A 21,249-nucleotide genomic window follows, 5' to 3' on the forward strand; every position below is an offset into this window, starting at 1 on the left:
GCGTCCGCTACACCTATCTCGATGAGCACGGCAAAAGCTGCGACAAATGGGAGAGCTTTCCCACCAAAGAGGAGGCGATGAACCGCAAAAAGCAGGTGGAACACGAGCTGGCCAGCGGAACTTTTTTAATTCCGTCCACCATAACGGTCGGCGAATTCCTGATGAACTGGCTGCCCAAGCAGTGCACCAAGCATAAGTGGGCTCCCAAAACCTACCAGTCCAACCTGTCCACCATCCAGAATCTCATCCTCCCCTATATCGGCAGCTTCGAGATGCAGAAGCTGAAGCCCTATCACCTGGAGAATCTGTACAGTACCCTGAGCAAAACGCCCTGTGGACAGTATATTGAGGGCAAAAAGCAGAAGCTCACCCCCAAGCAGAAACAGCGTCTGCTGTCCGGCACCACCATCCATGAGGTCCATCGGCTGCTGCACACCGCGTTCCTCTATGCGGTGGAATGGGGAGTCCTTCTGAAAAGTCCCGTCCCCCTGGAAGGCCCCAAAAAGACCACCCAGGAACGGAGCATCTGGACAGTGGAAGAAATGCGGGCGGCACTGGCCAGCATGGAGGACCCCATCCTCCACCTGGCCGTCCACCTAACCCTTGTGGGTGCACTGCGGGAAGGAGAGGTTACCGGGCTGACCCCGGAGGACATAGACTTTGATGCTGCTGGCGGAATCGGCACCTTTTCAGTCAATAAATCCATGCAGCGGGTCCAAAAGGCATCTCTGAGCCAAGTTGGAGACGGGAGCATTTTGAAATCCTTCGAGGACAAACGAGAAGGAAGCAAAACGCTTCTGGTCCTGAAAACCACCAAAACGGATGCTTCCCGTCGGGTCATTTTCCTGACGACCGCTCTCCGGGAGGAGCTGAAACACTGGCTGGACCGTCTGAAAGCAGACGAAGCCCTCGCCCCGGACCGCTACCACGACAGCGGAATGCTGCTTCGCCTGCCCAATGGTCAGGCCGTGGAGCCAGTCCTGATCCGCAAGAAATTCCTCAAGTGGCAGGACGCTCACCCGGAGTTCCCCCGCATCGTCTTCCACGGGCTGCGGCATTCCAGCGCCACCTATCAGCTTATGATCTCAGGCGGTGATGTGAAGGCTGTCCAGGGCACAACAGGTCATGCCAGCGCCAACATGCTGGTCAACACCTACGCCCATATCCAGCAGACTTCCCGCAAAGAGCTGGGCAAAAAGTTTGAAAGTGGCTTCTATGCCAAGCCCGACACCCCCAGCCCGCAGGCTGTACCCGCCGCAGGCGAACCTACCATCTCCATGACGGCTCTTTTGGAATTGCTCAAGGATGCTGACCCGGAAATGAAGGCAAAACTGCGCCTGGCACTGCTCACCTGATGCAAAAAAGGGCACTGATTGCAATGCAATACAGCGCCCTACATAATCGGACATGGAAAACACCGACCGTGCAAAAACCGTGCAGAAACCGTGCACCCATGGCTTACAAAACAAAAAAGCCATGAAATCTTTCGATTTCACGGCATTTTCTGGTGCGATGGAAGGGACTCGAACCCCCGGCCTACTGATTCGTAGTCAGTCACTCTATCCAGCTGAGCTACCAACGCATGTGTTCCGTTCGGAACGAAACATATTCTACCATCAGTTCGGCCATTTGTCAATGGGTTTTTGAAAAATATTTTAAAAAATTTTTAGACCCCTCCGGCCTCGCTGGCCAGACGGCGGGCAATGGCCCGTCCGGTGGGGGTGGCGGCCAGGCCGCCGGCGCCGGTTTCCCGCAAATCCGGGGACAGCTGCAGGCCCACGCGGCCCATGGCGTCAATGACCTCGTCGCAGGGAATGGCGCTGTCAATCCCCGACAGGGCCATATTGGCGCAGGCCACGGCATTCACCGCGCCCACCACGTTCCGCTTGACGCAGGGCACCTCCACCAGGCCGGCCACCGGGTCGCAGACCAGGCCCAGCAGGTTGCCCAGGGCCATGGCGGCAGCGGAGGCGCAGGATGCGGGGGTGCCGCCCTTCAAATAACACAGGGCAGCGGCGGCCATGGCGCTGGCCGCGCCCACCTCGGCCTGACAGCCGCCCTCTGCGCCCGCCAGGGTGGCCCGGGCGGCAATCACCTGCCCAAAGCCCGCCGCCACATACAGGGCGTCACAGATGGCGTCGTCGTCCGCCTCCCCCATCCGGGCCAGAGGCAGCAGCACCGCCGGCAGAACGCCGCAGCTGCCCGCCGTGGGGGCCGCCACAATCCGCTTCATGCAGGCGTTGCACTCGGCGGTTTTCAAGGCTTCCGCCGTCACCGCCGACAGGTATTCCCCGCCCAGCAGCTGGCCGGCTGCGGCCGCCCGCTCCACTTTGGCGGCGTCGCCGCCCACCAGGCCGCTGCGGCTGCGGCGGTCAGGGTCATAGTCCCGGCTGGTGGCCTGCATCACCTGCCACAGCCGCCGCATCTCGGCCCGGCTGTCCGCCTCAGTGAGGCGGCTCTCGGCCAGGTCGCTGCGCAGCACCGCTTGGGCCAGGCTGCACCCCTGTTCATGGGCATAGGTCAACATCTCGGCACAGGATAAAAAGGACATCTTCTTCCCTCTCTTTTTTCGTCGTTACGGGGTGTCATCCACATTCAGGCAGGTGACCTTGTGGATGCCGGACACCGCCCCCAGCTGGGGCTCCAGGTCCGCCGGAATATGGCTGTCGCATTCCAGCACCATCACCGCCTCGCCGCCCGGCGCAGAGCGGAACACCTGCATGGATGCGATATTGATTCGCCGGGCCGCCAGAGCCCGGGTCACCTCGGCAATGCAGCCGGGGGTGTCTTCGTTGTGGATAATCAAGGTGTTGGCGTCGCCCCCAAAGTCGGCGCTGACGCCATCAATGGAGGTCACCCGAATCCGTCCGCCTCCCACCGAGGCCGCCGTCAGGCTCAGCTTCCGGCGCTTGCCTTCCAGGGTCAGGACGGCGGTGTTGGGATGGGCTGCACGCAGCTCCACCGAATGAATCACGAACTCCATCCCGGCCTCCTCGGCCAGGGCGAAACTGTCGGGCAGGCGGGGGTCGTCCGGCTTCATATCCAGCAGGCCCGCCACAATGGCACGGTCGGTGCCGTGGCCCCGGCCGGTGGTGGCAAAACTGCCGTACAGGCCAATATCAGCGCGCAGGGGCGCTTCACCCAGAAGCTGGCGCGCCGTGCGGCCGATCCGGGCCGCGCCGGCCGTATGGCTGGAGGATGGGCCGATCATCACCGGGCCCAGTACGTCAAATAGGCGCATCGTTGCAAAACCTTGCCTTTCGTTGTGGGTTTGGCGCGCTCACCCGGGGGCTGCGCGCAGAAAATTACAATTTTATTATACCGCTTTTGCGTTATATGTGCTATAATAATTTTAAATTGACTATACTGCGCCCGTAGGGGGCTGCACGGAGGGTAAGATCGACTATGAAATTGGTAAGTGTAGAAACGCCTGAAAAGAACGTCTGCAAGATGACCTTCAGCGCCTCAGCCGCCGAGCTGGAGGAGGCCGCCGAGGCCGTATATCAGCGCACACGGGACACCTTTACGATCAAGGGCTTTGCCAAGGGCCAGGCCGACCGCGCCCAGATCGAGGCGGACCGGGGCGAACACATCTTCTGGTACGACGCCATCAACGACCTGATGGACCGTGACGTCCCCGGCCTGTACGAAAAGGCTCTGGCCGACGGCAACCTGCGCCCGGTGGACGAGCCCAGCTACGATCTGGTCAGCGTCAAGAAAGAGGACGGCTTTGTGGCCACCGCCACCGTCGCCCTGCAGCCCGAGCTGAATCTGACCAAGACCTCCGGCTTTGAGGTCACCTGCACCATCCCCGCCACCTCCGACAAGGAGGTCAACGGGGTCATCGAGCGCCGCCGCGCCGGCTTTGCCGAGCTGGTCCCCCACAAGGGTCCCGCCGTCAAGGGCAACATCGTCCACATGGACTACACCGGCTATCTGAACGGCGAGCCCTTCCCCAACGGCAGCGCCCAGAACCAGGCCATTGAGCTGGGCCGCGGCCGGATGATTCCCGGCTTTGAGGAGGGCGTCATCGGCCACCAGGCCGGGGACGAATTCGACCTGAAGGTCACCTTCCCCGCCAATTACCACGCCAAAGACCTGGCCGGCCAGGAAGCCACCTTCAAGATCAAGGTCCACGATGTCTGCATCCGCCAGCTGCCCGCCCTGAACAGCGATTTCGCCAAGAAGGCCGGCAAGGTGGACACCATGGAGGCATACCGCGCCCAGGTTCACGACCAGCTGGCCGCCCGCAAGCGCACCTCCGCCCTGAACCACGCCCGCAACCAGGTCCTGATGCTGCTGGCCGACGCATCCGAAGGCGAGCTGCCCGAGATTCTGGTGGAGAACGCCTACCACAACGAGATGCAGAGCTTCCAGCAGCAGCTGCAGATGCAGCGGATGAGCCTGGACAAGTACCTGGGCCAGATTCACCAGACCCGGGACGAGTTCAAGGCCACCGTCCGCAAGGTGGCCGAGAAGAACACCCGCGCCCGGATGGCTCTGCTCCAGATTGCCGACACCGAGAAGCTGGTTCCCACCGACGCCGAGCTGGACGCCCAGCTGGCCCAGCGCGCCGAGATGGCCAAAAAGACCCTGGAAGAGGTCAAGTCCAAGACCGACATGCGGGCTCTGCGCCGCAATGAGTCCATCCGCCGGGCTGCCGACTGGGTGATTGAGCACTCCACCATCACTGAGAAGCAGGCCTGAGCCTGAAATTTATCCCATTCGACCTTTCCCCCGTCCTTTCCGGACGGGGGTTTTTGTTTCCGGGGCGGGACCTGTCAACTCTGCCAAAAGCGGGGCAATATTTTCTCACCGGGTTTATGGGTTTTGTGACCCAAACACATTGACGGGATGTTTCGGCTCCGTTATAATGAGGATAAAATATCAAATATTTGACAGGTGTCCCGGACCCATGCCAAAGGAGGGCAAAACCATGGAACTGTTTCAGGTGACCCAGATGAGCGAGGCCGACTACGGCTGCGAAGAACTGCCGGAGGGCGCGCCGGTACTCTGTGCGGTGACTCTGGCCGATTCCCAGGGCCAGACCCGGACGCTGGAGCTGCCCGACGCCGCTCTGACGGCCGCCGGCATTCAGGAGGGTGACACCGTCCTCTGCACCGAAACCGGGCTGGAAAAGGTCCGGCCCATCCGCACCAGCGCCCTCATTGGGCTGGGCGCTCTGGGCATCCTGTTCGGGCGGAAGATGCCGGGGGTCCAGGTGATTGCGGGGCCGGAGCGGGCCGCCCGCTACGCCGCCGAGCCGGTCCTGTGCAACGGCCAGCCCTGTCATTTCAACTACTGCGCCCCCGCCGACGGGCAGCCGGTGGACCTGATTCTGGTGACCGTCAAGGCCACCGCTCTGGAGGACGCCATCCGGGACATGGCCGCCTTTGTGGGCCCCCACACCGTGATTCTGAGCCTGCTGAACGGCATCACCAGCGAGGAGCGGATTGAGGCCGCCTACCCCGGCCACACTCTGTGGAGCGTGGCCATCGGGATGGACGCCAACCGCAAGGGCCGCCAGCTGGTGTTCCAGGCGCCGGGCCGAATTCAGTTCGGCGAAAAGGACGGTTCCATCACCCCGCGGGTGGCGGCAGTGGCCCAGTATCTGGACCGCTGCGGCATTGTGGGGGAACCCTGCACCGACATCCTCTACAAGCAGTGGCACAAACTGATGATCAACGACGGCCTGAACCAGGCCTCGGCCGCCTTTGGGATGACCTACGGCGGCCTGGCCCAGGACGGCCCCGAGCGTGCCAAAATGCTGGAGGCCATGCAGGAGGTCATCCGTCTGGCCAACGCAGAGGGCGTTCCCCTGCCCCCGGACGACGACGTCCAGTGGCTGGCGGGGGCCATCCCCACCTTCAAGCCGGACAACAAGCCCAGCATGGGCCAGGACGTGGCCGCCCACCGTCCCACCGAGGTGGAGGAGTTCGCCGGCGTGGTCCGGCGGCTGTCGGCCAAGCACGGCCTGCCCACCCCCGCCAACGACTTTTTCTATGAGCGCATCCGGGCCATTGAGGCCAGCTGGAGCGATCCCCAGCAACAAGCCTGATCCGGGCCCTGTACCCGGCCTGTCCACCATGAACCCTATACAAGAAAGGAGCCTGTTTCCATGAAGCACCATCTGTCCACCATTGTTCTGTCCGCACTGGCTGTTGTGGCTGTCGGCGGACTGACAGTCCTGCGCACCAACCTTGTGGCGGACGCCGCCTGGCGGAGCACCGCCACCCTGGTGACCAAGAATTATCCGGTGAGCGCCGGCTTTACCGACATTTCCATCACCGAATATTACGCCGACGTGGAGCTGCGGGCTTCCCGTGACGGCACCGTCAGCGTCACCACCCGGGACGCCGAGGACGTCACCCACACCGTCACCGTCAAAAACGGCACCCTGAGCATTTCCCGCCCCGGGCCCACCGTCGGGGAGCGGTGGTTCCACGATGATGACGACGACCCCAAAGTCGTGGTCTATCTGCCCGCCGGGGATTACGGCGCTCTGACCGTCAACACCACCAGCGGCGATGTGGAGAGCGCCAGCCAGCTGAATTTCTCGGCGGCCAGCCTCACCACCGTCAGCGGCGACATCGATCTGATGGGCTCGGTGACCGGCGCTGTGAACTGCACCTCCACCAGCGGCGACATTGAACTGCGCAGCCCGGCGCTGGGTGCGGTCAAAACCAACACCACCAGCGGTGATACCGAAATCACCGGCGCCCTGATCCAGAGCCTGAAGGCTGAGACGGTGAGCGGCGATGTAGATCTGGAGCGGACCACCGCCTCCGGCGCCATCGAGATCAACACCACCAGCGGCGACGTGGATATGGAATCGGTGGACGCCGCCAGCCTGAACATCCTCACCACCAGCGGCGAGGTGGAGGGTTCTCTCCTGTCGGGCAAGAACTTCTCGGCTTCCAGCACCAGCGGCCGGGTGAATGTCCCTGCATCCACCCCCAACGCCGGCGCCTGCACCGTCTCCACCACCAGCGGCAGCATCCGGCTGACCGTCCGTCCGTAACGCCTGTTCTGCCCGGCCCCCGCAGGGCCGGGCTTTTTGGATGAACCCCCATGGAGGAGCTATGAAAACGGTTTACTTCACACGCCACGGCCAGACGGTCTGGAACGTGGAAAACAAAATCTGCGGCGTCACCGACAGCCCCCTCACCGATCTGGGCCGCCAGCAGGCCCGGGCCCTGGGGCGGCAGCTGGCCGCCGACAGCCACGGCATCACCCGGATTCTCTGTTCGCCCCTGAGCCGGGCCCGGGAGACCGCCGAGATTGTGGCCGCCAGCACCGGCCTGCCCCTGACGGTGGAACCCCGTCTGCGGGAACAGGCTTTCGGCCGGTATGAGGGCACCCCACGGAACGACGCAGCCTTTGCGCTGGCCAAGCTCCACTTTGCCGACCGGTTCGAGGGCGGCGAGAGTATGTTCCAGCTGGCGGCCCGCATTTACAGCCTGCTGGACGATCTGTCCCAGCAGGACGGCACCGCCCTGCTGGTGGCCCACAACGGCATCGCCCGGATGGTTCACTCCTACTTCAACGAGATGACCAATGAGGAATTCGCCCTGTTCGGGATCGGCAACTGCGCTTTGATCGGCTACGATTTCCCTGAATCCAAACCCTATTGATTCCCCGGGCTGTCCACTGGGTACCATACACTCTAGCCGCTCTTTATGACGCGGCAGGGAGTTGCAGACTATGCCGCGCTCACCCAGGTCCGGGCTGTGCCCGGATACGATGCAAACTCCAATATAACCCTGGAGTTCTCTTTTTGAGAAATCTGTGTGAAGATTTGGACGACTGTCTCAAACAATAAAAAGATCCTCCGCCGACAGGATGAAGGCGGGGGAGCTTTTTGCAGGGGCAGAAAGGAGAGAAAACCGTGGGACGTCCCGGGCTGTCCTTCGGACACCCCGAACTGTTTTTCCTATCACCGCCCGAATCAACCTCGCATCGTACCGGGCCGCAGGCCCAAACGCCGGGAGCGAGCCGGAACGTAAAGGCCCCGCGAAATCTTCGGAGACCCGGAAACTTGATGGTACCCAGTAAAAAGTCTTTTGCCTACTTTTCTTCCAGAAAAGTAGGTATTACGAGGGGCGGAAAAATGTGCTATAATATGCAACTGGTGCATATGGTGACGATTGGCAACGCACATTCCCTGGAATGATAACGAACAACACAGTGCACGTCCCCGGAAGGGGAATCATTCCAGGAGGATTTTTTACCATGCCCAAAACCAAACTGCAAAACGTCGTCTTTACCGCCATCATGGCCATCTGTATGGTCTATGGCATGATCGTCTACAACGTGGCCCTGAACACCGGCGGCGTCCACGCCGAAACCTTCGCGCTGGCTCTCCATGAACTGTACATCATGGCCCCCATCGCCTTTGTTCTGGAATTCTTCGTGGTGGACAACCTGGCCCATCGGCTGGCTTTCACCTTCATGAAACCGGACGACCGCCCCCAGTTCATCTCCTACGCCATCTCCTGGTGCATCTGCTGCGTGATGTGCCCCATCATGAGCCTGATCGCCACCATCCTGTTTAAGGAAGAACACACCTTCGCGGTGTGGGTCCAGACCTGGGGCATGAACCTGCCCTGTGCCCTGCTGTGGCAGCTGTGCTACTGCGGCCCTCTGGTCCGGCTGATTTTCCGGACCCTGTTCCGCGAAAAACAGGACTCCCCCGCCTCCCGCTAATCCAAACGCCCCCGCCCCGGCTGACGCCGGAACGGGGGCGCTTTTTTGTATCGTATGCAGATGGGGCTTACATCTTCTGGATGACTTCGCCCAGCCAGCGGCACATCCGGTCGCCGGCGGCGTTGGCAATCTCCAGCACCCGCTGATGGCTGTGCTTGACGGTCTGGATGCCGGTGGCCATGTTGGTGATGCAGCTGACCGCCAGTACCTTGATGCCCAGATAGTTGCAGACCATGGCCTCGGGCACGGTGCTCATGCCCACGGCGTCGGCGCCCATGCCGGCAAAGGCCCGGATCTCGGCGGCCGTCTCATAGCAGGGACCCATGAAGCCCAGATAGACGCCCTCTTTGTACTCGATGCCCTGGGCGTCCGCCACGCTCTTGGCCAGGTCCAGAAGCTGGTGGTTGAACATCTCGGTCATGTCCGGGAAACGGGGTCCGAACCGCTCGTCGTTGGGTCCGATGAGGGGGTTGGTGCCCATCATGTTAATGGTGTCGGTGATGAGCATGAGGGTGCCGGGCTCAAAGGTGCGGTTGACGCCGCCGGCGGCATTGGTCAGGACCACCTTTTCGATGCCCAGCAGCTTGAACACATAGAAGGGATAGCAGACCTCCTTCATGGTGTAGCCCTCATAGAAATGGAACCGGCCCTCCATGGCCAGCACCGGGGTGTCCCCCAGCTTGCCCTCCAGCAGGGCGCCCTTGTGGCCCGCCACCGTGGACTGGGGGAAGCCCGGAATATCCCCGTAGGGGATCTCCCGGGTATCGGTGAAATCGGCGGTCAGGTCTCCCAGGCCGGAGCCCAAAACCACCGCAATCTTGGGATCAAAGCGCAGCTTCTCCTTCAGGTAAGCCGCGCTGGCAGAGGCTTTTTCATACAGTTGTTCCATGGTATGACTCTCCTTTGCTTTTTTCTTTTATTATACGGTTCGGCCCCCGGCTTTGCAAGATACAGTCCCCCTTTAACAAACCTTATCTTATGTACAAAAAAATTCACAGGTTGTTCATTCCCTTTCTCTGGCAAAACTCTTATAATAAAGGGCAGAATGTTCCGGCGCAGACTCTGCCCAGGGAACACGTTTTAGAAAGGAACCGCTTCATGAAAGGAACAGGCTTTTTTGCCGCCGTTGTCCGGCGCCGCAAACAGGTGCTGGCCGGCTATGCCATCGCATCGGTCCTGTGCGCCGTGCTGTGGATGCTGGTGTCGGTCAACTACGATATCAACGATTACCTTCCCCCCACGTCTCCTTCCACCACCGCCATCGAGGTGATGGAGGACGCCTTTGCGGGAGGCATCCCCAACGTGCGGGCCATGGTGCAGGACGTCACCGTCCCGGAGGCCCTGGCCTACAAACAGCAGATTTCCCAGCTGGAGGGCGTCACCGCCGTCACCTGGCTGGACGACGTGGTGGACGTCACCGTCCCCCTGGAAATGCAGGACCAAAAGACGGTGGAGGCCTACTACAAGGACGGCGCCGCCCTCTTTACCATCACGGTCCTGGACAGTGAGCGGACCGAGGCGGTGGACGCCATCAGCCAGCTGCTGGGAGACCAGGGCGCCCTGACCGGCTCGGCAGTCTCCACCGCCGCGGCCACCAATTCCACCGTGGTGGAGGTGGCCAAGATCGCCGCCATTGCGGTGGTGTACGTCTTCTTCATTCTGGGCCTCACCACCAACAGCTGGGCCGAACCCCTGCTGATTATGATCGGCATGGGTGTGGCCATCCTGCTGAACAACGGCACCAACCTGATGTTCGGGGAGATCTCCTTTGTCACCAGCGCAGCCGGCAGTATTTTGCAGCTGGCGGTGTCGCTGGACTATTCGGTCTTCCTGATTCACCGGTTTGAGGAAGTGCGGGCCGCCCGGCCCGGCGCAGACCCCGGGGACTGCATGGTGGAAGCCCTGTCCAAGTCGGCCTCCTCCATCCTGTCCAGCGGCCTGACCACCGTCATCGGCTTTGTGGCCCTGATCCTGATGCAGTTCCAGATCGGCCCCGACCTGGGCCGCGCCCTGGCCAAGGGCGTCGCCCTGAGTCTGGTGACCGTCTTTACCTTGGTGCCGGCCCTGGTGGTCACCGCCCTGCCCTGGATGGACCGCACCCGTCACAAGCCTCTGCTGCCCAGCTTCCATGGTTTCGGCCGGTTTGTCAGCCGGATCATGCTGCCCATGGTGGCGGTGCTGGTCATTGTGATGGTCCCCTCCTATCTGGCCTCCAACGCCAACACCTACTACTACGGCGCCGGCCATATGTTCGGCACCGACACCAAGGTGGGCCGGGACACCCAGGCCATCGACGACACCTTCGGCCAGAGCGACACCTATGTCCTGCTGGTCCCCGCCGGGGACACCGCCACCCAGAGCGAGCTGTCCGACGCCCTCCACGGCCTGCCCGAGGTCACCAGCATCATCTCCTATGTGGACAACGCCGGGCCCGAAATTCCCCCCGAATATCTGGACGACGCCACCCTGTCCCAGCTGGTTTCGGATGGCTACACCCGGATGGTGATTTCGGTGGCCGCCGACTTTGAGGGAGACGCCGCCTTTGCCCTGGTGGAGAACGTCCGGGCCATCGCCCAGGAATACTACCCCGACAGCTGGTATCTGGCCGGCCAGGGGGTCAGCACCTACGACCTGATGGACACCATCACCAGCGACATGATCAAGGTGAATCTGGTGGCCATTGCAGCGGTGTTCCTGATCCTGCTGGCCCTGGAACACAGTCTGGTGCTGCCCATTGTGCTGGTGCTGAGCATCGAGACCGCCATCTGGTTTAATCTGGCCCTGCCCTATTTCACCGGAACCACCGTCTTTTACATCGCCTACCTAATCATCAGCTCGGTGCAGCTGGGCGCCACGGTGGACTACGCCATCCTGTTCTCCGACCGCTACCGAGAATACCGGGAGACCATGGACAAAAAGCCGGCCATCGCCTCCACCGTGGCCACCGTCACCACTTCGGTGCTGACCACCGGCAGCGGCCTGGCGGTGGTGGGCTTCCTGATGGGAGCCATCTCCACCAACCAGCTGCTGAGCCAGCTGGGCACCTTCCTGGGTGTGGGCAGCATCGCTTCCCTGACCATCGTGCTGCTGGCCCTGCCCGGCATCCTCTATCTCATTGACCCGCTCATCACCCGCAAAAAGCCCGGGGCCTCCGCCCCTGTGCCCAAGGAGGGCTGAACCCCATGAAACTTGCATCCCTTTCCCGCCGCGCCGCCGCGGCACTGCTGGCGGCTGCGGTGCTGTGCACCACAGCCCTGCCGGTCTTTGGAGCCGACGAGGCTTCCGCCGTCAACGACCTGCCCAAAGAGGAGGTCATCTACGGCAAGCTGGCCGCCGACGGCAGCGTCCAGAGCATCTATGCCGTCAACCACTTTGAGGCCTCCGCCGGCGACACCATTACCGACTACGGCAATTACACCGCCGTCCGCAACATGACCACCACCGATCCCCTGACCCAGGGGGACAACACGGTATCGGTGACCCCCGCCGGCGACGGTCCGGTGTATTACGAGGGCACCATGGACCCCTCCACCCCGCTGCCCTGGCTGATTGAGGTCCATTACATTCTGGACGGCGTCGAGAAAACCGCCGGGGAACTGGCGGGACAGAGCGGCGCGCTGATCATCCGCATCAACGTCAGCCCCAACCCCGACTGTCCCGGGGACTGGTTTGACCAGTATGCCCTTCAGACCACCGTCACCCTGGACACCGCCAACGCCTCCAACATCCGTGCCGACGGCGCCACCATCGCCAGCGTGGGCAGCCAGCGGCAGATTGTCTTTACCCTGCTGCCCGGCCAGACCAGCGAGGTGGAAGTGGCCGCCGACGTGACCAACTTCACCATGCCGGCCATCACCCTCAACGGCGTATTGCTCCAGCTCAAGCTGGACATCGACGGGGTGTCCCTGACCAACCGGATCAACCAGCTCACCACCGGCACCGGCCAGCTGGACGAAGGCACCGCCGCCCTCAGCGAGGGCATCGCGGCCCTGGAGGAAGGCCTGGCCATGCTGAACGAACAGTCCGGCCTGCTGACCAGCGGTTCCTCCGCCATCCACAGCGCTCTGCTCCAGCTGCAGAGCGCCGTGTCGGGGATTTCCGCCTCCAATGACCAGCTGAACGCCCTGCTGACTGCTTCCAGCCAGATCGGGAACGGTCTGGCCCAGCTGGACGACGGCGTGGCCCAGCTGGACAGCCAGGTGAACTACGACGCCTTCAAAGCCATTCTGGCCCAGAACGGCCTGGATCTGGACACCCTGGCCGCCGGCAACGCCCAGGCCATCGCCATGCTGCAGAATCTGACCGGCCTGCCCTTCGGCATCGGCGACCAGATCAGCCAGATTGTCCTGCTGCTCCAGGGCAACGCCGCCCTGGCCGGGGCGGTCCAGGTCTATCTGGACACCGTCAGTGAGGGCATCGGCACCCTGCGCCAGGGTACTTCCGCGGTGCGGGAGGGATACGCCGCCTTTGACAGCGGCATCCAGGCCATGGCCTCCATCCTCACCGGGATGCTCCAGAATCTGGCCCTGCTGTCCGACGCCGTCACCACCCTGGCCACCCAGTACGGCACCTTCGACACCGGCGTCAACGCCTACACCGCCGGCGTGGAACAGATTCTGGCCGGCGCACAGCAGCTGAACGCCGCCTCGGCCCTGCTGGTGGCGGGCGCGCACCAGCTCTACACCGAGACCAGCAGCCTCCACCTGGATGAGGAGCTGAGCAGCCTGCTGGACGCCCTGTCGGGCGGCCAGGCTCCCGCCTCCTTCACTTCCAGCCAGAACACCAACGTCACCGCCCTGCAGTTTGCCCTCCAGACCCAGCCCATCGCCCTGGACGAAAGTGCATCCGCCCAGGAAGAGCCGGCCAGGGAATTGACCTTCTGGGAAAAGCTACTGGACCTCTTTGGCCTTTACAAAGAGGACTAAAACAAAAGAATATTCCGGAAAAGTTTCACTTTTGTGCGTTTTGTGAAAAGTGAAACTTTTTCTTTTGGTGGAAATTGCACTCCCCACTTGCGGCGTTTTGTGCTACAATAGTACCGCTGTACATACTGGCCGGCTCTGCGCCGCCGGATGTAGCTTTTTGTTTCTGGCCATGAAAGAGGAATCCGTATGACCCTGTTTTTGACAAGCAGCCCCACCGGCTGCCCCTTCGAACCCGGCCCTCAGCCCGCTGCTCTGGACCCCAAAAACCAATTTGTTGACAAGCTGCGCGCTGTCTGGCCCGAGGAGCCCCCCGAAGGGCTGTATCTGGCGGCCGACCCCGAAGCCCATGCCGCCAACGACGAGGCCTGCGCCTTTTTCGCCGGCTGCTTTGCCCGGGCAGGGCTGCGTCTGGACGGTCTGACTCCCTGCGACAGCCGCAATAAAGACGAGATCGGCGAACTGCTGACCCGGTGCAATTTCCTGATTCTGGGCGGCGGCCACGTTCCCACCCAGAACCGCTTTTTCTCTGAGATCGGCCTTCCTGCCCTGATCCAGAGCTACGAAGGCATTGCGGTGGGCATCAGCGCCGGCTCCATGAACGCCGCCCGCATCGTCTACGCCCAGCCCGAAGAGGCCGGCGAAGCCACCGATCCCCTCTACAGCCGCTGGATGTCGGGCCTGGGCCTGAGCTATGTGAGCATCTGGCCCCACTATCAGTACTCCAAAGACCTGTCGGTGGACGGTCAGCCCCTGATGGACATTGCCCTGGCCGACAGCAAGCGCCGTCCCTTCATGGGCCTGCCCGACGGGTCCTACATTCTCTGTGTGGACGGCCACGAGACCCTCTACGGCGAAGGCTGGTATTTCAGCAACGGCCGCGTCTCGCTGGTCAACGAGGAGGGCGAGGAGCTGCCCCTCTGGTAACCCGCCGCAAGATCATTCTGCAACAAAAAATCCGCACGTTTCCGGCTGGAAACATGCGGATTTTTCTTTTTGTCACAGGTAATAGTAGTGCCAGCCGTTTTCGGCCTGAATCCGGCCGATCCGGACCCCAAAGGCCTCTTCCAGCGCCCCCGACTGCCAGACTTCCTCGGGGGTGCCCAGAGCCATCAGCCGGCCGCCGGCCAGCAGGGCCACCCGGTGGGCGGTCCGCAGGGCCAGACTCAGTTCATGGGACACCAGGCCCACGGCCCGGCCCTCGGCGGCCAGATCCCGGGCGGTGGCCATCACTTCCAGCTGGTGTTTGGGGTCCAGCCAGGTGGTGGGCTCGTCCATCAGGATGGTGGGGGCCTGCTGGGCCAGCGCCATGGCCAGATAGACCTTCTGGCGCTGGCCGCCCGAGAGGGTATCCATCATCCGGCCCGCCAGGTCAGCGGCGCCGGCGGCCTTCAAAGCCGCATCGGCGGCGGCATAATCCGCGGCCCGGTACTGCCGCGGGAAAGACAGGTACGGGAACCGCCCGTGAAGCACCATCCGCCGGACGTCAATCCGGGGCGCGGGGCGGTTCTGGGGCATATAGGCGGCCTTGCGGGCGGCCTCGGTGGGGGTCATAGCGGCCAGGTCGGTCCCATCGTAGAGGACCTGTCCCGCCACCGGGTCCAGCAGACCCAGGGCGGTTTTCAGGAGGGTGGTTTTGCCGCAGCCGTTGGGCCCCAGCAGCACCGTCACTTCCCCCGGCCGAAAGGACAAGCTCACGTCCTCCACCACCGGGCGGCCGTCGTAGCCTGCGCTCAGGTGAGAACATTCGATCAACGCCGCCGTCCCCCTTTCTGCCGCAGCAAAAGCCAGATGAAGAAGGGCCCGCCGCCCAGGCTCAGTACCACGCCCACCGGGATTTCATAGGGGGCAAAGAGGGTGCGGGCGGCGGTGTCGCAGACGGTCAGCAGGGCCGCGCCTCCAAAGGCGCAGCCGATCACCAGGGGGCGGCTCTCCTCCCCCAGAAACCGGCGGATGAGGTGGGGCACAATCAGTCCCACAAAGCCGATGAGGCCCGACACGCTGACGGCAGCTCCCGCCAGACCGGCGGCCAGAGCCAGCAGAATCACCCGCATCTTCCCCACCCGCAGGCCCAGACTGCGGGCGGTCTCGCTGCCCAGAGCCAGCACGTCCAACTCGTTGGTCAGCAGCAGGACGCCCGCCAGGCAGATCAGCCCCACCGCGGCGGCGGGGCCCACCCGGGCCATGGTGACGCTGCCCAGGCCGCCCACCCGGAAATCCGAATACCCGTTCAGGGCGTCGGGGGCCAGGGTCACCACCAGGTCCACCAGGGCGGAAAAGATGCTGGACAGGGCCACGCCGGTGAGAATCAGGGTCATCCGGGAGGAACCCGCCCGCTGGGAAATGGCCAGCACCAGCATGGCGCTGCCAAAGGCTCCCAGAAAGGCGGCCACCGGGGTGATGCCCACCACGGTGGGGGCCACCGCACAGCAGAGGGCCACCGCCGCGCCGGCACCGGCGTTGATGCCGATGACGTTGGGGGAAGCCAGCGGGTTGGCCAGCACGGTCTGAATCACCACGCCCGCCACCGCCAGCGCCGCCCCCGACACCAGGCATCCCACCGTCCGGGGAAGGCGGACATACAGCACAATGGCGGTGCCGGTGCCGGTGCTCTTTCCGGTCAGGGCGGCCAGAAGGTCCCCGGGCGGCACCGTCACAGCGCCCACGCAGATGCTGAGCACCGCTGCCAGCACCGCCAGCAGAACGGTGACCCTCAGCACCGTCTTTTTATGCGCCATAGAGGATGTCCACCAGCTGCTCATAGGCCTCGCCCCAGCGGGCATTGGGCTTGAGGTGATAGAGGTCCTTGTCCATGTAGTAGTAGTTCTCCTCCTGCACGGCGGTCAGCTGCTGCCATGCGGGATTGGACAGGACGGCCCCCTCCAGCTGGACCCGGGCCGGCTCGGGGTCGGCGCCCTGCAGAACAAAGAAAATCTTGTCCGGGTCGGCGGCCAGAATGGCCTCCATGCTCAGGTCCTCCAGCAGGGTCTCATCCTGATCCGCAATGTTGATGCAGCCCAGGTCCTTCAGCATGGCGCCCAGCACGTTGCCCTTGGAGCTCTTGGCCTTGACCAGAGAGGCCGCGGCGCGGATGTAGAGGACGGTGGGCGGGTCCTGGGTTTCCAGGGCTGCGGCAGCCTTGGCCCGGGCGTCTTCCACTTGCTGGGCCACCTGGGTGCCGTAGGTCTCATAGTTTTCGGGGCAGCCGGTGAGGTCGGTGCAGACCTTCAGCACCCGCAGATAATCCTCAAAGGTATCCACCCCAAAGTAGGCCACCGGAATGCCGGCAGACTCCAGAATGGACTGCATTTCCAGGTTGGAGGAGGTGTTGGTGCTGGCCAGAACCAGGTCCGGCTCGCTGGCCAGCAGGTCCTCCACGCTGGTGGACATGGCGCCGCCCAGGTTCACCACATCCTCCGACAGGCCCAGATCAAAGTCGCTCCAGGCATCCGAAGCGGTGGCGCACAGGGTATCCTTGCCGCCGGCGGTGCACCAGATATCGGCGTAGCTGCCGATGGTGGCGGCCACCCGCTGGGGGGCGGCGTCCAGGGTGATTTCCCGGCCCAGGTCATCGGTGAAGGTATAGCTGTAGGCTGCATTTTCCTCCGGGGAAGCCGCGGAAGAAGAGGCGACCGGCGCCGCCTCCGAAGAAGCCGCGGAAGAAGCCTGGCCGCAGCCGGCAAACAGCAGGCCGCAGGCCAGCAGGAGCGCCGTGGCGGCGCAGAGGGTCTTGTGTTTGTTCATGGGAAATATTCCTTTCAAAGTGATGGGGCCTGCCGAGGTAGGCCGGACGCGGCGGGCCTTTTAAAAAGGCCGCCAGCCAGTGCAGTAGCGCGCATAGTCCCGGTCTGCATTCTTGACGTAGAGGACATACTCCTCCTGGCCCTGTTTGTTCCGGCGGGTGCGGACTTTATAGGGCAGGCCCGCCCGGGAGAGGGTTTCCAGGATGTCGTCGATGGTCTCTTTTTCCTCGCTGGTGTCAAACTCCACCCAGTGGCACAGAAACAGCCAGAACTTGATGAGCGGTTCCATAACAGCTTCTCCTTTCACGACGTGATTTTGCTGGAACAGGTTTCATTATAACACAGCCGCGCTGGTTTGTCATCGCCGGGCGGCGGCGGCAATTGTGAATCTTTACCAAAAAACCGGGCGCAATTTTTCCGCCCGATCCGCCGGGGCTCTCACATTTTCACCATTTTTTCATAGTATACTTCTTTCTGGCAGTCGGCTTTTGCCGAACTGTGAACATCAAACCAGAAAGAAGGTTTTTCCCATGCACTCAGCCGCCCCGGTCCGCCGCAGTCTGGCAGCGCTTTTCCTTGTTTTGTCGCTGTGTTTGACTTGTCTGCCCCGCGCCTTTGGCGCCAGCCTCGAAAATTGGTACGGCATCCAGGTTCTGTCCTTTGACACCTCCCAGATCCTCTCCATCGGCAACCAGGCCCCCGGCCAGTGCAGCCTCTACGCTCTGCGGTACGCCCGCACCATTCTGGACGGCGCCACCAATTCCGGCGCCGGCATGTGGTCCAATGGCGCGGTCTGGTCGGCGGGCGGCTATACCGGCTTTTCCGGCGACCTGTCCGCCTGTCTCACCAAAATCTACACCGAGCTGGCCGCCGGCCATCCGGTGATTGTACATCTGCAGAATACCACCGTCAGCGGCGTCTCCAAGCACACCAACCGCACCTCCACCGAGGAATACCATCTGACCGGCAGCGGCTGGGATGTGGTGAACTATCCCCACATCTCCACCAGTTCCACCTACGGTCACTGGGTCTGTGTGGTAGGTTTTGACACGGCCGCTGACCCCAACAACCTCCAGGAAAGCGACTTCTTCGCCCTGGACCCCGCCCGGGTGTCTGCCAACGGCGCCCTGGCCTTGACCCGCCTGCTGAACGGCACCATCTGGACCGAAAACAGCCCCCTGAAAATCCTGGCCTGAACATGACAAAAGCTCCCCCATCCGCCTTACGGGCCGATGAGGGAGCTTTTTCTTTGCAGTTATTACGCCCTGAGCCCCTACGGGGCAACGGCGGCGACTGCGTCCTGCGGACGAAACAAGGAGCTGCCGTTGGCGCAGCGGTCTAAAGATTCAAGCATCCATTCTGATGCGCCGAATCTTTAGGGAACCGCAAGAGGACAGACCGCAGGTCGGGGGGAAATGCCCCCCCGCCTCAGGCGGTCGGTCCTCTTGTGCTTAGTCAATTTTCCCTGTAGTTATAAGTGCCTTTGCGAAAAAGGGAGAACTTTATGTCTTGAGCCCCTGCGGGGCAACAGCAGCGACTGCGTCCTGCGGACGAAACAAGGAGCTGCCGTTGGCGCAGCGGTCTAAAGATTCAAGCATCCATTCCGATGCGCCGAATCTTTAGGGAACCGCAAGAGGACAGACCGCAGGTCGGGGGGAAATGCCCCCGCCTCAGGCGGGCGGCTCAGTAGCCTCTGACCGAAAAGCCCCGGGACCAGGGGTCGGGCGGGAGTTCCTCTGAGCGGATGCCGGTGATCTCAATGTATCCGCCGGCGGCGATCATATCAAACATCCGGTCAAACAGCTGCGGATCACCCTGGACCTCCAGGGTGACGGTGCCGTCGTCCTCGTTTTCCACCCAGCCGGTCAGGCCCAGCTGGCCGGCGGCGTACCGCGCCCGGTACCGGAACCCGACCCCCTGCACCCGGCCCGACACCCGGTAGCGGCGGCGCACCGTCCCCTCCGGCAGGGTGGGCGGGGTGCGGTCTTTTTGTTTCAGAAAGTCAAACACGGTTCCTGTTCACCTGGCCTTTCCCGGTGTTTCTCTTACAGTTCCTGATAGGCGTCCATCATGGCGGGGATGAACTGCTTTTTGCGGCTGACCACACCCGGCAGAACCCAGCTGCCGTCCTCCTGGGGCTCGCTGTCAAAGGCAGCCCGCAGCATCTCGGGGGCGTGACGGCCGGTGCAGATGACCACGCTCTCCTTCCGGGGCACTTCGGTCAGCATCATATACAGATCCTCCACGTTCTGCTTGCGGCGGGCCTCCTCCAGATAGGGCATCAGCAGGGACTGGGCCGCCTGCAGGTTGGAGTGGGTCATGTAGCTGCCCTGGGCCACGCCGAACCGCAGGTCGCCGCACATAAAGACCTTGAAGTCCTGCAAAAAGACTTCCTCGGGGGTCTTGCCGTCCAGCCGCTCGCCGGCCTCGAACATTTCGGCGGCGAAGTCCTCCAGGTTGACCCCGGCAATGGTGGCCAGCCGCCGGGCGGTGGCCTCATCCAGCGGGGTGCAGGTGGGGCTGCGGAACATCAGGGTATCGGACAGGATGGCGGCCATCATCAGGCCCGCCATCTGGGGCGGAATCTCCACCCCCTGCTCGTCGTACATCTGGGTGACGATGGTGCAGGTGCAGCCCACCGGCTGATTGCGGAAATACACCGGGCCGCTGGTCTCCAGGCTGCCGATCCGGTGATGGTCGATGATCTCCAGGATCTCGGCCTGGTCAAAACCTTCCACCGCCTGGGTGGCCTCGTTGTGGTCCACCAGAATCATCCGGCGCTTGCGCAGGTTGATGATGTTCCGGCGGCTGACCATGCCGCAGTATTTGCCGTTCTCGTCCAGAATCGGGAAATAGCGGTGGCGGTATTTGGCCATCACGCGGGTCACATCCGCCACCGGGGTCACCCGGGTGAACTTGAGGATGTTCTCGCTGGTCATATAGTACGAAATGGGGGCGCACTGGCTGATGAGCTTGCCCGCCGCGTAGGTGTCAAAGGGGGCGGTCATGATGTTGACGCCGGTCTCCTCGGCAATGCGGCTGATGGTCTTGCCCACCTTGGAATCGTTGCAGATAATCAGGAGGGAGGCCTCCTGCTCGATGGCGCACAGCTGGCTCTCATAGCGGTTGGTGAGGATGACGATGTCCCCCTTCTCCACCACGTTTTCCAGCATTTCGGGGGTGGCGGTGCCGATATGGACGTTGCCTGCGGTGCAAACTCCGTCCTCACTGCCCACCACCATCTCGCCGCCCAGGGTCTCCAGAATGTTCCGGTAGGTGGTGTGGGTCTTGGCCAGAACCGCCGTGTCGAACACGTCCATGTTGGCGGTGGCGATATCCTTCACCGTGATGACGCCCAGCAATTCATTGTCGGCGTTCACCACCGGCAGGGTGTCGATATCCCGGTCCCGCATGATCTGCCAGGCCCGGCGCAGGCTGGTGGAACCGTCGATGCCCTCCATCTCGCGGTAATCCACATCCCGGATTTTGGGGTTGACGTCGGTGCACATCCGGGGCGGCTCCACCCCGAAGCGCTTGAGGACAAACTCGGTCTCCTGGTTCATCTTGCCGGCGCGGCGGGGCTCACAGACCAGGTCGCTGGTGCGGTTCTTGAGGGCCGCATAGGCAATGGCCGAACAAATCGAATCGGTGTCAGGGTTGCGGTGGCCGATGACCACCACTTTATGTGCTTCTTTGGGCATGTTTTCATTTACCTCCATCCATTGGATTCAATGCCTCTCCCGGCCTCCTGCACGGGCCGCGGAGGGCTGGCTTTCCCTTCTCATTCCTGTTTTTATTGTAGCATATCCGCCCGCGGGGGTAAATAGCTCCCCTGCGAAAATCCCGCACAGAGGACCGGGGCGAAATTTGGTTTTCCC

General features: G+C 62.6%; 19 protein-coding genes and 1 tRNA gene. 10 read left to right on the forward strand and 10 right to left on the reverse strand.

The genetic code is table 11. The features are described 5' to 3' along the window. Positions 1–1,355 (forward strand): site-specific integrase (locus tag B5F27_RS05570; RefSeq protein ID WP_087365331.1); only part of this gene is annotated, 1,355 nt, incomplete at its 5' end. 150 nt (positions 1,356–1,505) lie between these two features. Here the strand turns inward: B5F27_RS05570 and B5F27_RS05575 are convergent. From B5F27_RS05575 to sdaAB, 3 genes are all read right to left on the reverse strand, one after another. Further along, positions 1,506–1,582 (reverse strand) — tRNA-Arg (locus B5F27_RS05575). Between the two features lie 84 nt (positions 1,583–1,666). Then, complete coding sequence (sdaAA, locus tag B5F27_RS05580; protein ID WP_087365333.1) at positions 1,667–2,551, reverse strand: L-serine ammonia-lyase, iron-sulfur-dependent, subunit alpha; 885 nt, start codon at positions 2,549–2,551, stop codon at positions 1,667–1,669. Between the two features lie 24 nt (positions 2,552–2,575). Beyond that, positions 2,576–3,241 carry an L-serine ammonia-lyase, iron-sulfur-dependent subunit beta gene (gene sdaAB, locus B5F27_RS05585; RefSeq protein WP_087246747.1) on the reverse strand — a complete coding sequence of 222 codons (666 nt, stop codon included), beginning with the start codon at positions 3,239–3,241 and terminating at the stop codon, positions 2,576–2,578. A 164-nt stretch (positions 3,242–3,405) separates the two neighbouring features. On the opposite strand from sdaAB, the gene tig reads away from it, so the two are divergent. From tig to B5F27_RS05610, 5 genes are all read left to right on the forward strand, one after another. Beyond that, the gene (gene tig, locus B5F27_RS05590) at positions 3,406–4,707 is read left to right on the forward strand and encodes a trigger factor (RefSeq protein WP_087246748.1); all 1,302 of its coding nucleotides are present in this window, start codon (positions 3,406–3,408) and stop codon (positions 4,705–4,707) included. Between the two features lie 229 nt (positions 4,708–4,936). Next, on the forward strand, positions 4,937–6,058 hold the full coding sequence (locus B5F27_RS05595) for a ketopantoate reductase family protein (RefSeq protein WP_158098197.1): 1,122 nt from the start codon (positions 4,937–4,939) through the stop codon (positions 6,056–6,058). Between the two features lie 60 nt (positions 6,059–6,118). Next, complete coding sequence (locus B5F27_RS05600; protein ID WP_087365337.1) at positions 6,119–7,021, forward strand: DUF4097 family beta strand repeat-containing protein; 903 nt, start codon at positions 6,119–6,121, stop codon at positions 7,019–7,021. A gap of 61 nt (positions 7,022–7,082) precedes the next feature. Then, positions 7,083–7,634: a histidine phosphatase family protein gene (locus B5F27_RS05605; RefSeq protein WP_087246751.1), complete on the forward strand. Its 552-nt coding sequence runs from the start codon at positions 7,083–7,085 to the stop codon at positions 7,632–7,634. 598 nt (positions 7,635–8,232) lie between these two features. Beyond that, on the forward strand, positions 8,233–8,706 hold the full coding sequence (locus tag B5F27_RS05610) for a DUF2798 domain-containing protein (protein WP_087365339.1): 474 nt from the start codon (positions 8,233–8,235) through the stop codon (positions 8,704–8,706). Between the two features lie 67 nt (positions 8,707–8,773). Here B5F27_RS05610 and B5F27_RS05615 read toward each other — a convergent pair whose 3' ends face one another. Beyond that, positions 8,774–9,595, reverse strand: a complete 822-nt coding sequence (locus B5F27_RS05615; protein ID WP_087365342.1) for a purine-nucleoside phosphorylase — start codon at positions 9,593–9,595, stop codon at positions 8,774–8,776. Between the two features lie 209 nt (positions 9,596–9,804). On the opposite strand from B5F27_RS05615, the gene B5F27_RS05620 reads away from it, so the two are divergent. From B5F27_RS05620 to B5F27_RS05630, 3 genes are all read left to right on the forward strand, one after another. Continuing rightward, positions 9,805–11,883, forward strand: a complete 2,079-nt coding sequence (locus tag B5F27_RS05620) for an MMPL family transporter (protein WP_087365344.1) — start codon at positions 9,805–9,807, stop codon at positions 11,881–11,883. Positions 11,884–11,888: 5 nt separating this feature from the next. Further along, positions 11,889–13,631: a hypothetical protein gene (locus B5F27_RS05625; protein WP_087365345.1), complete on the forward strand. Its 1,743-nt coding sequence runs from the start codon at positions 11,889–11,891 to the stop codon at positions 13,629–13,631. A 186-nt stretch (positions 13,632–13,817) separates the two neighbouring features. Further along, positions 13,818–14,555, forward strand: a complete 738-nt coding sequence (locus B5F27_RS05630) for a Type 1 glutamine amidotransferase-like domain-containing protein (RefSeq protein ID WP_087365347.1) — start codon at positions 13,818–13,820, stop codon at positions 14,553–14,555. 72 nt (positions 14,556–14,627) lie between these two features. On the opposite strand, the gene B5F27_RS05635 is transcribed toward B5F27_RS05630, so the two are convergent. Genes B5F27_RS05635 through B5F27_RS05650 form a run of 4 tightly spaced genes read right to left on the reverse strand, consistent with a single transcriptional unit; the run spans position 14,628 to position 17,660 of the window. After that, positions 14,628–15,383, reverse strand: a complete 756-nt coding sequence (locus B5F27_RS05635) for an ABC transporter ATP-binding protein (RefSeq protein ID WP_087246757.1) — start codon at positions 15,381–15,383, stop codon at positions 14,628–14,630. Then, on the reverse strand, positions 15,380–16,366 hold the full coding sequence (locus tag B5F27_RS05640) for an iron ABC transporter permease (RefSeq protein ID WP_164488777.1): 987 nt from the start codon (positions 16,364–16,366) through the stop codon (positions 15,380–15,382). Before B5F27_RS05640 ends, B5F27_RS05635 begins: the two co-directional genes overlap by 4 nt. Continuing rightward, positions 16,356–17,372 carry an ABC transporter substrate-binding protein gene (locus tag B5F27_RS05645; protein WP_087365351.1) on the reverse strand — a complete coding sequence of 339 codons (1,017 nt, stop codon included), beginning with the start codon at positions 17,370–17,372 and terminating at the stop codon, positions 16,356–16,358. The genes B5F27_RS05640 and B5F27_RS05645 overlap by 11 nt, the downstream gene beginning before the upstream one ends. A gap of 60 nt (positions 17,373–17,432) precedes the next feature. Continuing rightward, entirely contained in the window at positions 17,433–17,660 is a 228-nt protein-coding gene (locus tag B5F27_RS05650; protein ID WP_087246760.1) for a hypothetical protein, read from the reverse strand. 241 nt (positions 17,661–17,901) lie between these two features. Between B5F27_RS05650 and B5F27_RS05655 the strand changes: the two genes are divergently transcribed. Beyond that, positions 17,902–18,567: a hypothetical protein gene (locus B5F27_RS05655; RefSeq protein ID WP_087365354.1), complete on the forward strand. Its 666-nt coding sequence runs from the start codon at positions 17,902–17,904 to the stop codon at positions 18,565–18,567. A 487-nt stretch (positions 18,568–19,054) separates the two neighbouring features. Here B5F27_RS05655 and B5F27_RS05660 read toward each other — a convergent pair whose 3' ends face one another. Further along, a complete protein-coding gene (locus tag B5F27_RS05660) occupies positions 19,055–19,381 on the reverse strand; it encodes an acylphosphatase (protein WP_242956838.1) in 327 nt (108 codons plus the stop codon). A gap of 35 nt (positions 19,382–19,416) precedes the next feature. After that, positions 19,417–21,072 (reverse strand): putative manganese-dependent inorganic diphosphatase, encoded by a 1,656-nt coding sequence (locus B5F27_RS05665; RefSeq protein WP_087246830.1) that lies wholly within the window; start codon positions 21,070–21,072, stop codon positions 19,417–19,419. Positions 21,073–21,249: the final 177 nt, after the last annotated feature.

Origin of the sequence: Faecalibacterium sp. An192 (assembly GCF_002160175.1) — a bacterium.
In the GTDB taxonomy this organism is placed as follows: domain Bacteria; phylum Bacillota; class Clostridia; order Oscillospirales; family Ruminococcaceae; genus Faecalibacterium.

Coding starts and splice junctions, on each gene's coding strand:
- B5F27_RS05630 (WP_087365347.1), top strand. CDS start 13,818: ATGACCCTGTTTTTGACAAGCAGCCCCACCGGCTGCCCCTTCGAACCC.
- sdaAB (WP_087246747.1), bottom strand. CDS start 3,241: ATGCGCCTATTTGACGTACTGGGCCCGGTGATGATCGGCCCATCCTCC.
- B5F27_RS05600 (WP_087365337.1), top strand. CDS start 6,119: ATGAAGCACCATCTGTCCACCATTGTTCTGTCCGCACTGGCTGTTGTG.
- B5F27_RS05625 (WP_087365345.1), top strand. CDS start 11,889: ATGAAACTTGCATCCCTTTCCCGCCGCGCCGCCGCGGCACTGCTGGCG.
- B5F27_RS05605 (WP_087246751.1), top strand. CDS start 7,083: ATGAAAACGGTTTACTTCACACGCCACGGCCAGACGGTCTGGAACGTG.
- B5F27_RS05655 (WP_087365354.1), top strand. CDS start 17,902: ATGCACTCAGCCGCCCCGGTCCGCCGCAGTCTGGCAGCGCTTTTCCTT.
- B5F27_RS05650 (WP_087246760.1), bottom strand. CDS start 17,660: ATGGAACCGCTCATCAAGTTCTGGCTGTTTCTGTGCCACTGGGTGGAG.
- B5F27_RS05665 (WP_087246830.1), bottom strand. CDS start 21,072: ATGCCCAAAGAAGCACATAAAGTGGTGGTCATCGGCCACCGCAACCCT.
- sdaAA (WP_087365333.1), bottom strand. CDS start 2,551: ATGTCCTTTTTATCCTGTGCCGAGATGTTGACCTATGCCCATGAACAG.
- B5F27_RS05620 (WP_087365344.1), top strand. CDS start 9,805: ATGAAAGGAACAGGCTTTTTTGCCGCCGTTGTCCGGCGCCGCAAACAG.
- B5F27_RS05610 (WP_087365339.1), top strand. CDS start 8,233: ATGCCCAAAACCAAACTGCAAAACGTCGTCTTTACCGCCATCATGGCC.
- B5F27_RS05640 (WP_164488777.1), bottom strand. CDS start 16,366: ATGGCGCATAAAAAGACGGTGCTGAGGGTCACCGTTCTGCTGGCGGTG.
- B5F27_RS05615 (WP_087365342.1), bottom strand. CDS start 9,595: ATGGAACAACTGTATGAAAAAGCCTCTGCCAGCGCGGCTTACCTGAAG.
- B5F27_RS05595 (WP_158098197.1), top strand. CDS start 4,937: ATGGAACTGTTTCAGGTGACCCAGATGAGCGAGGCCGACTACGGCTGC.
- tig (WP_087246748.1), top strand. CDS start 3,406: ATGAAATTGGTAAGTGTAGAAACGCCTGAAAAGAACGTCTGCAAGATG.
- B5F27_RS05645 (WP_087365351.1), bottom strand. CDS start 17,372: ATGAACAAACACAAGACCCTCTGCGCCGCCACGGCGCTCCTGCTGGCC.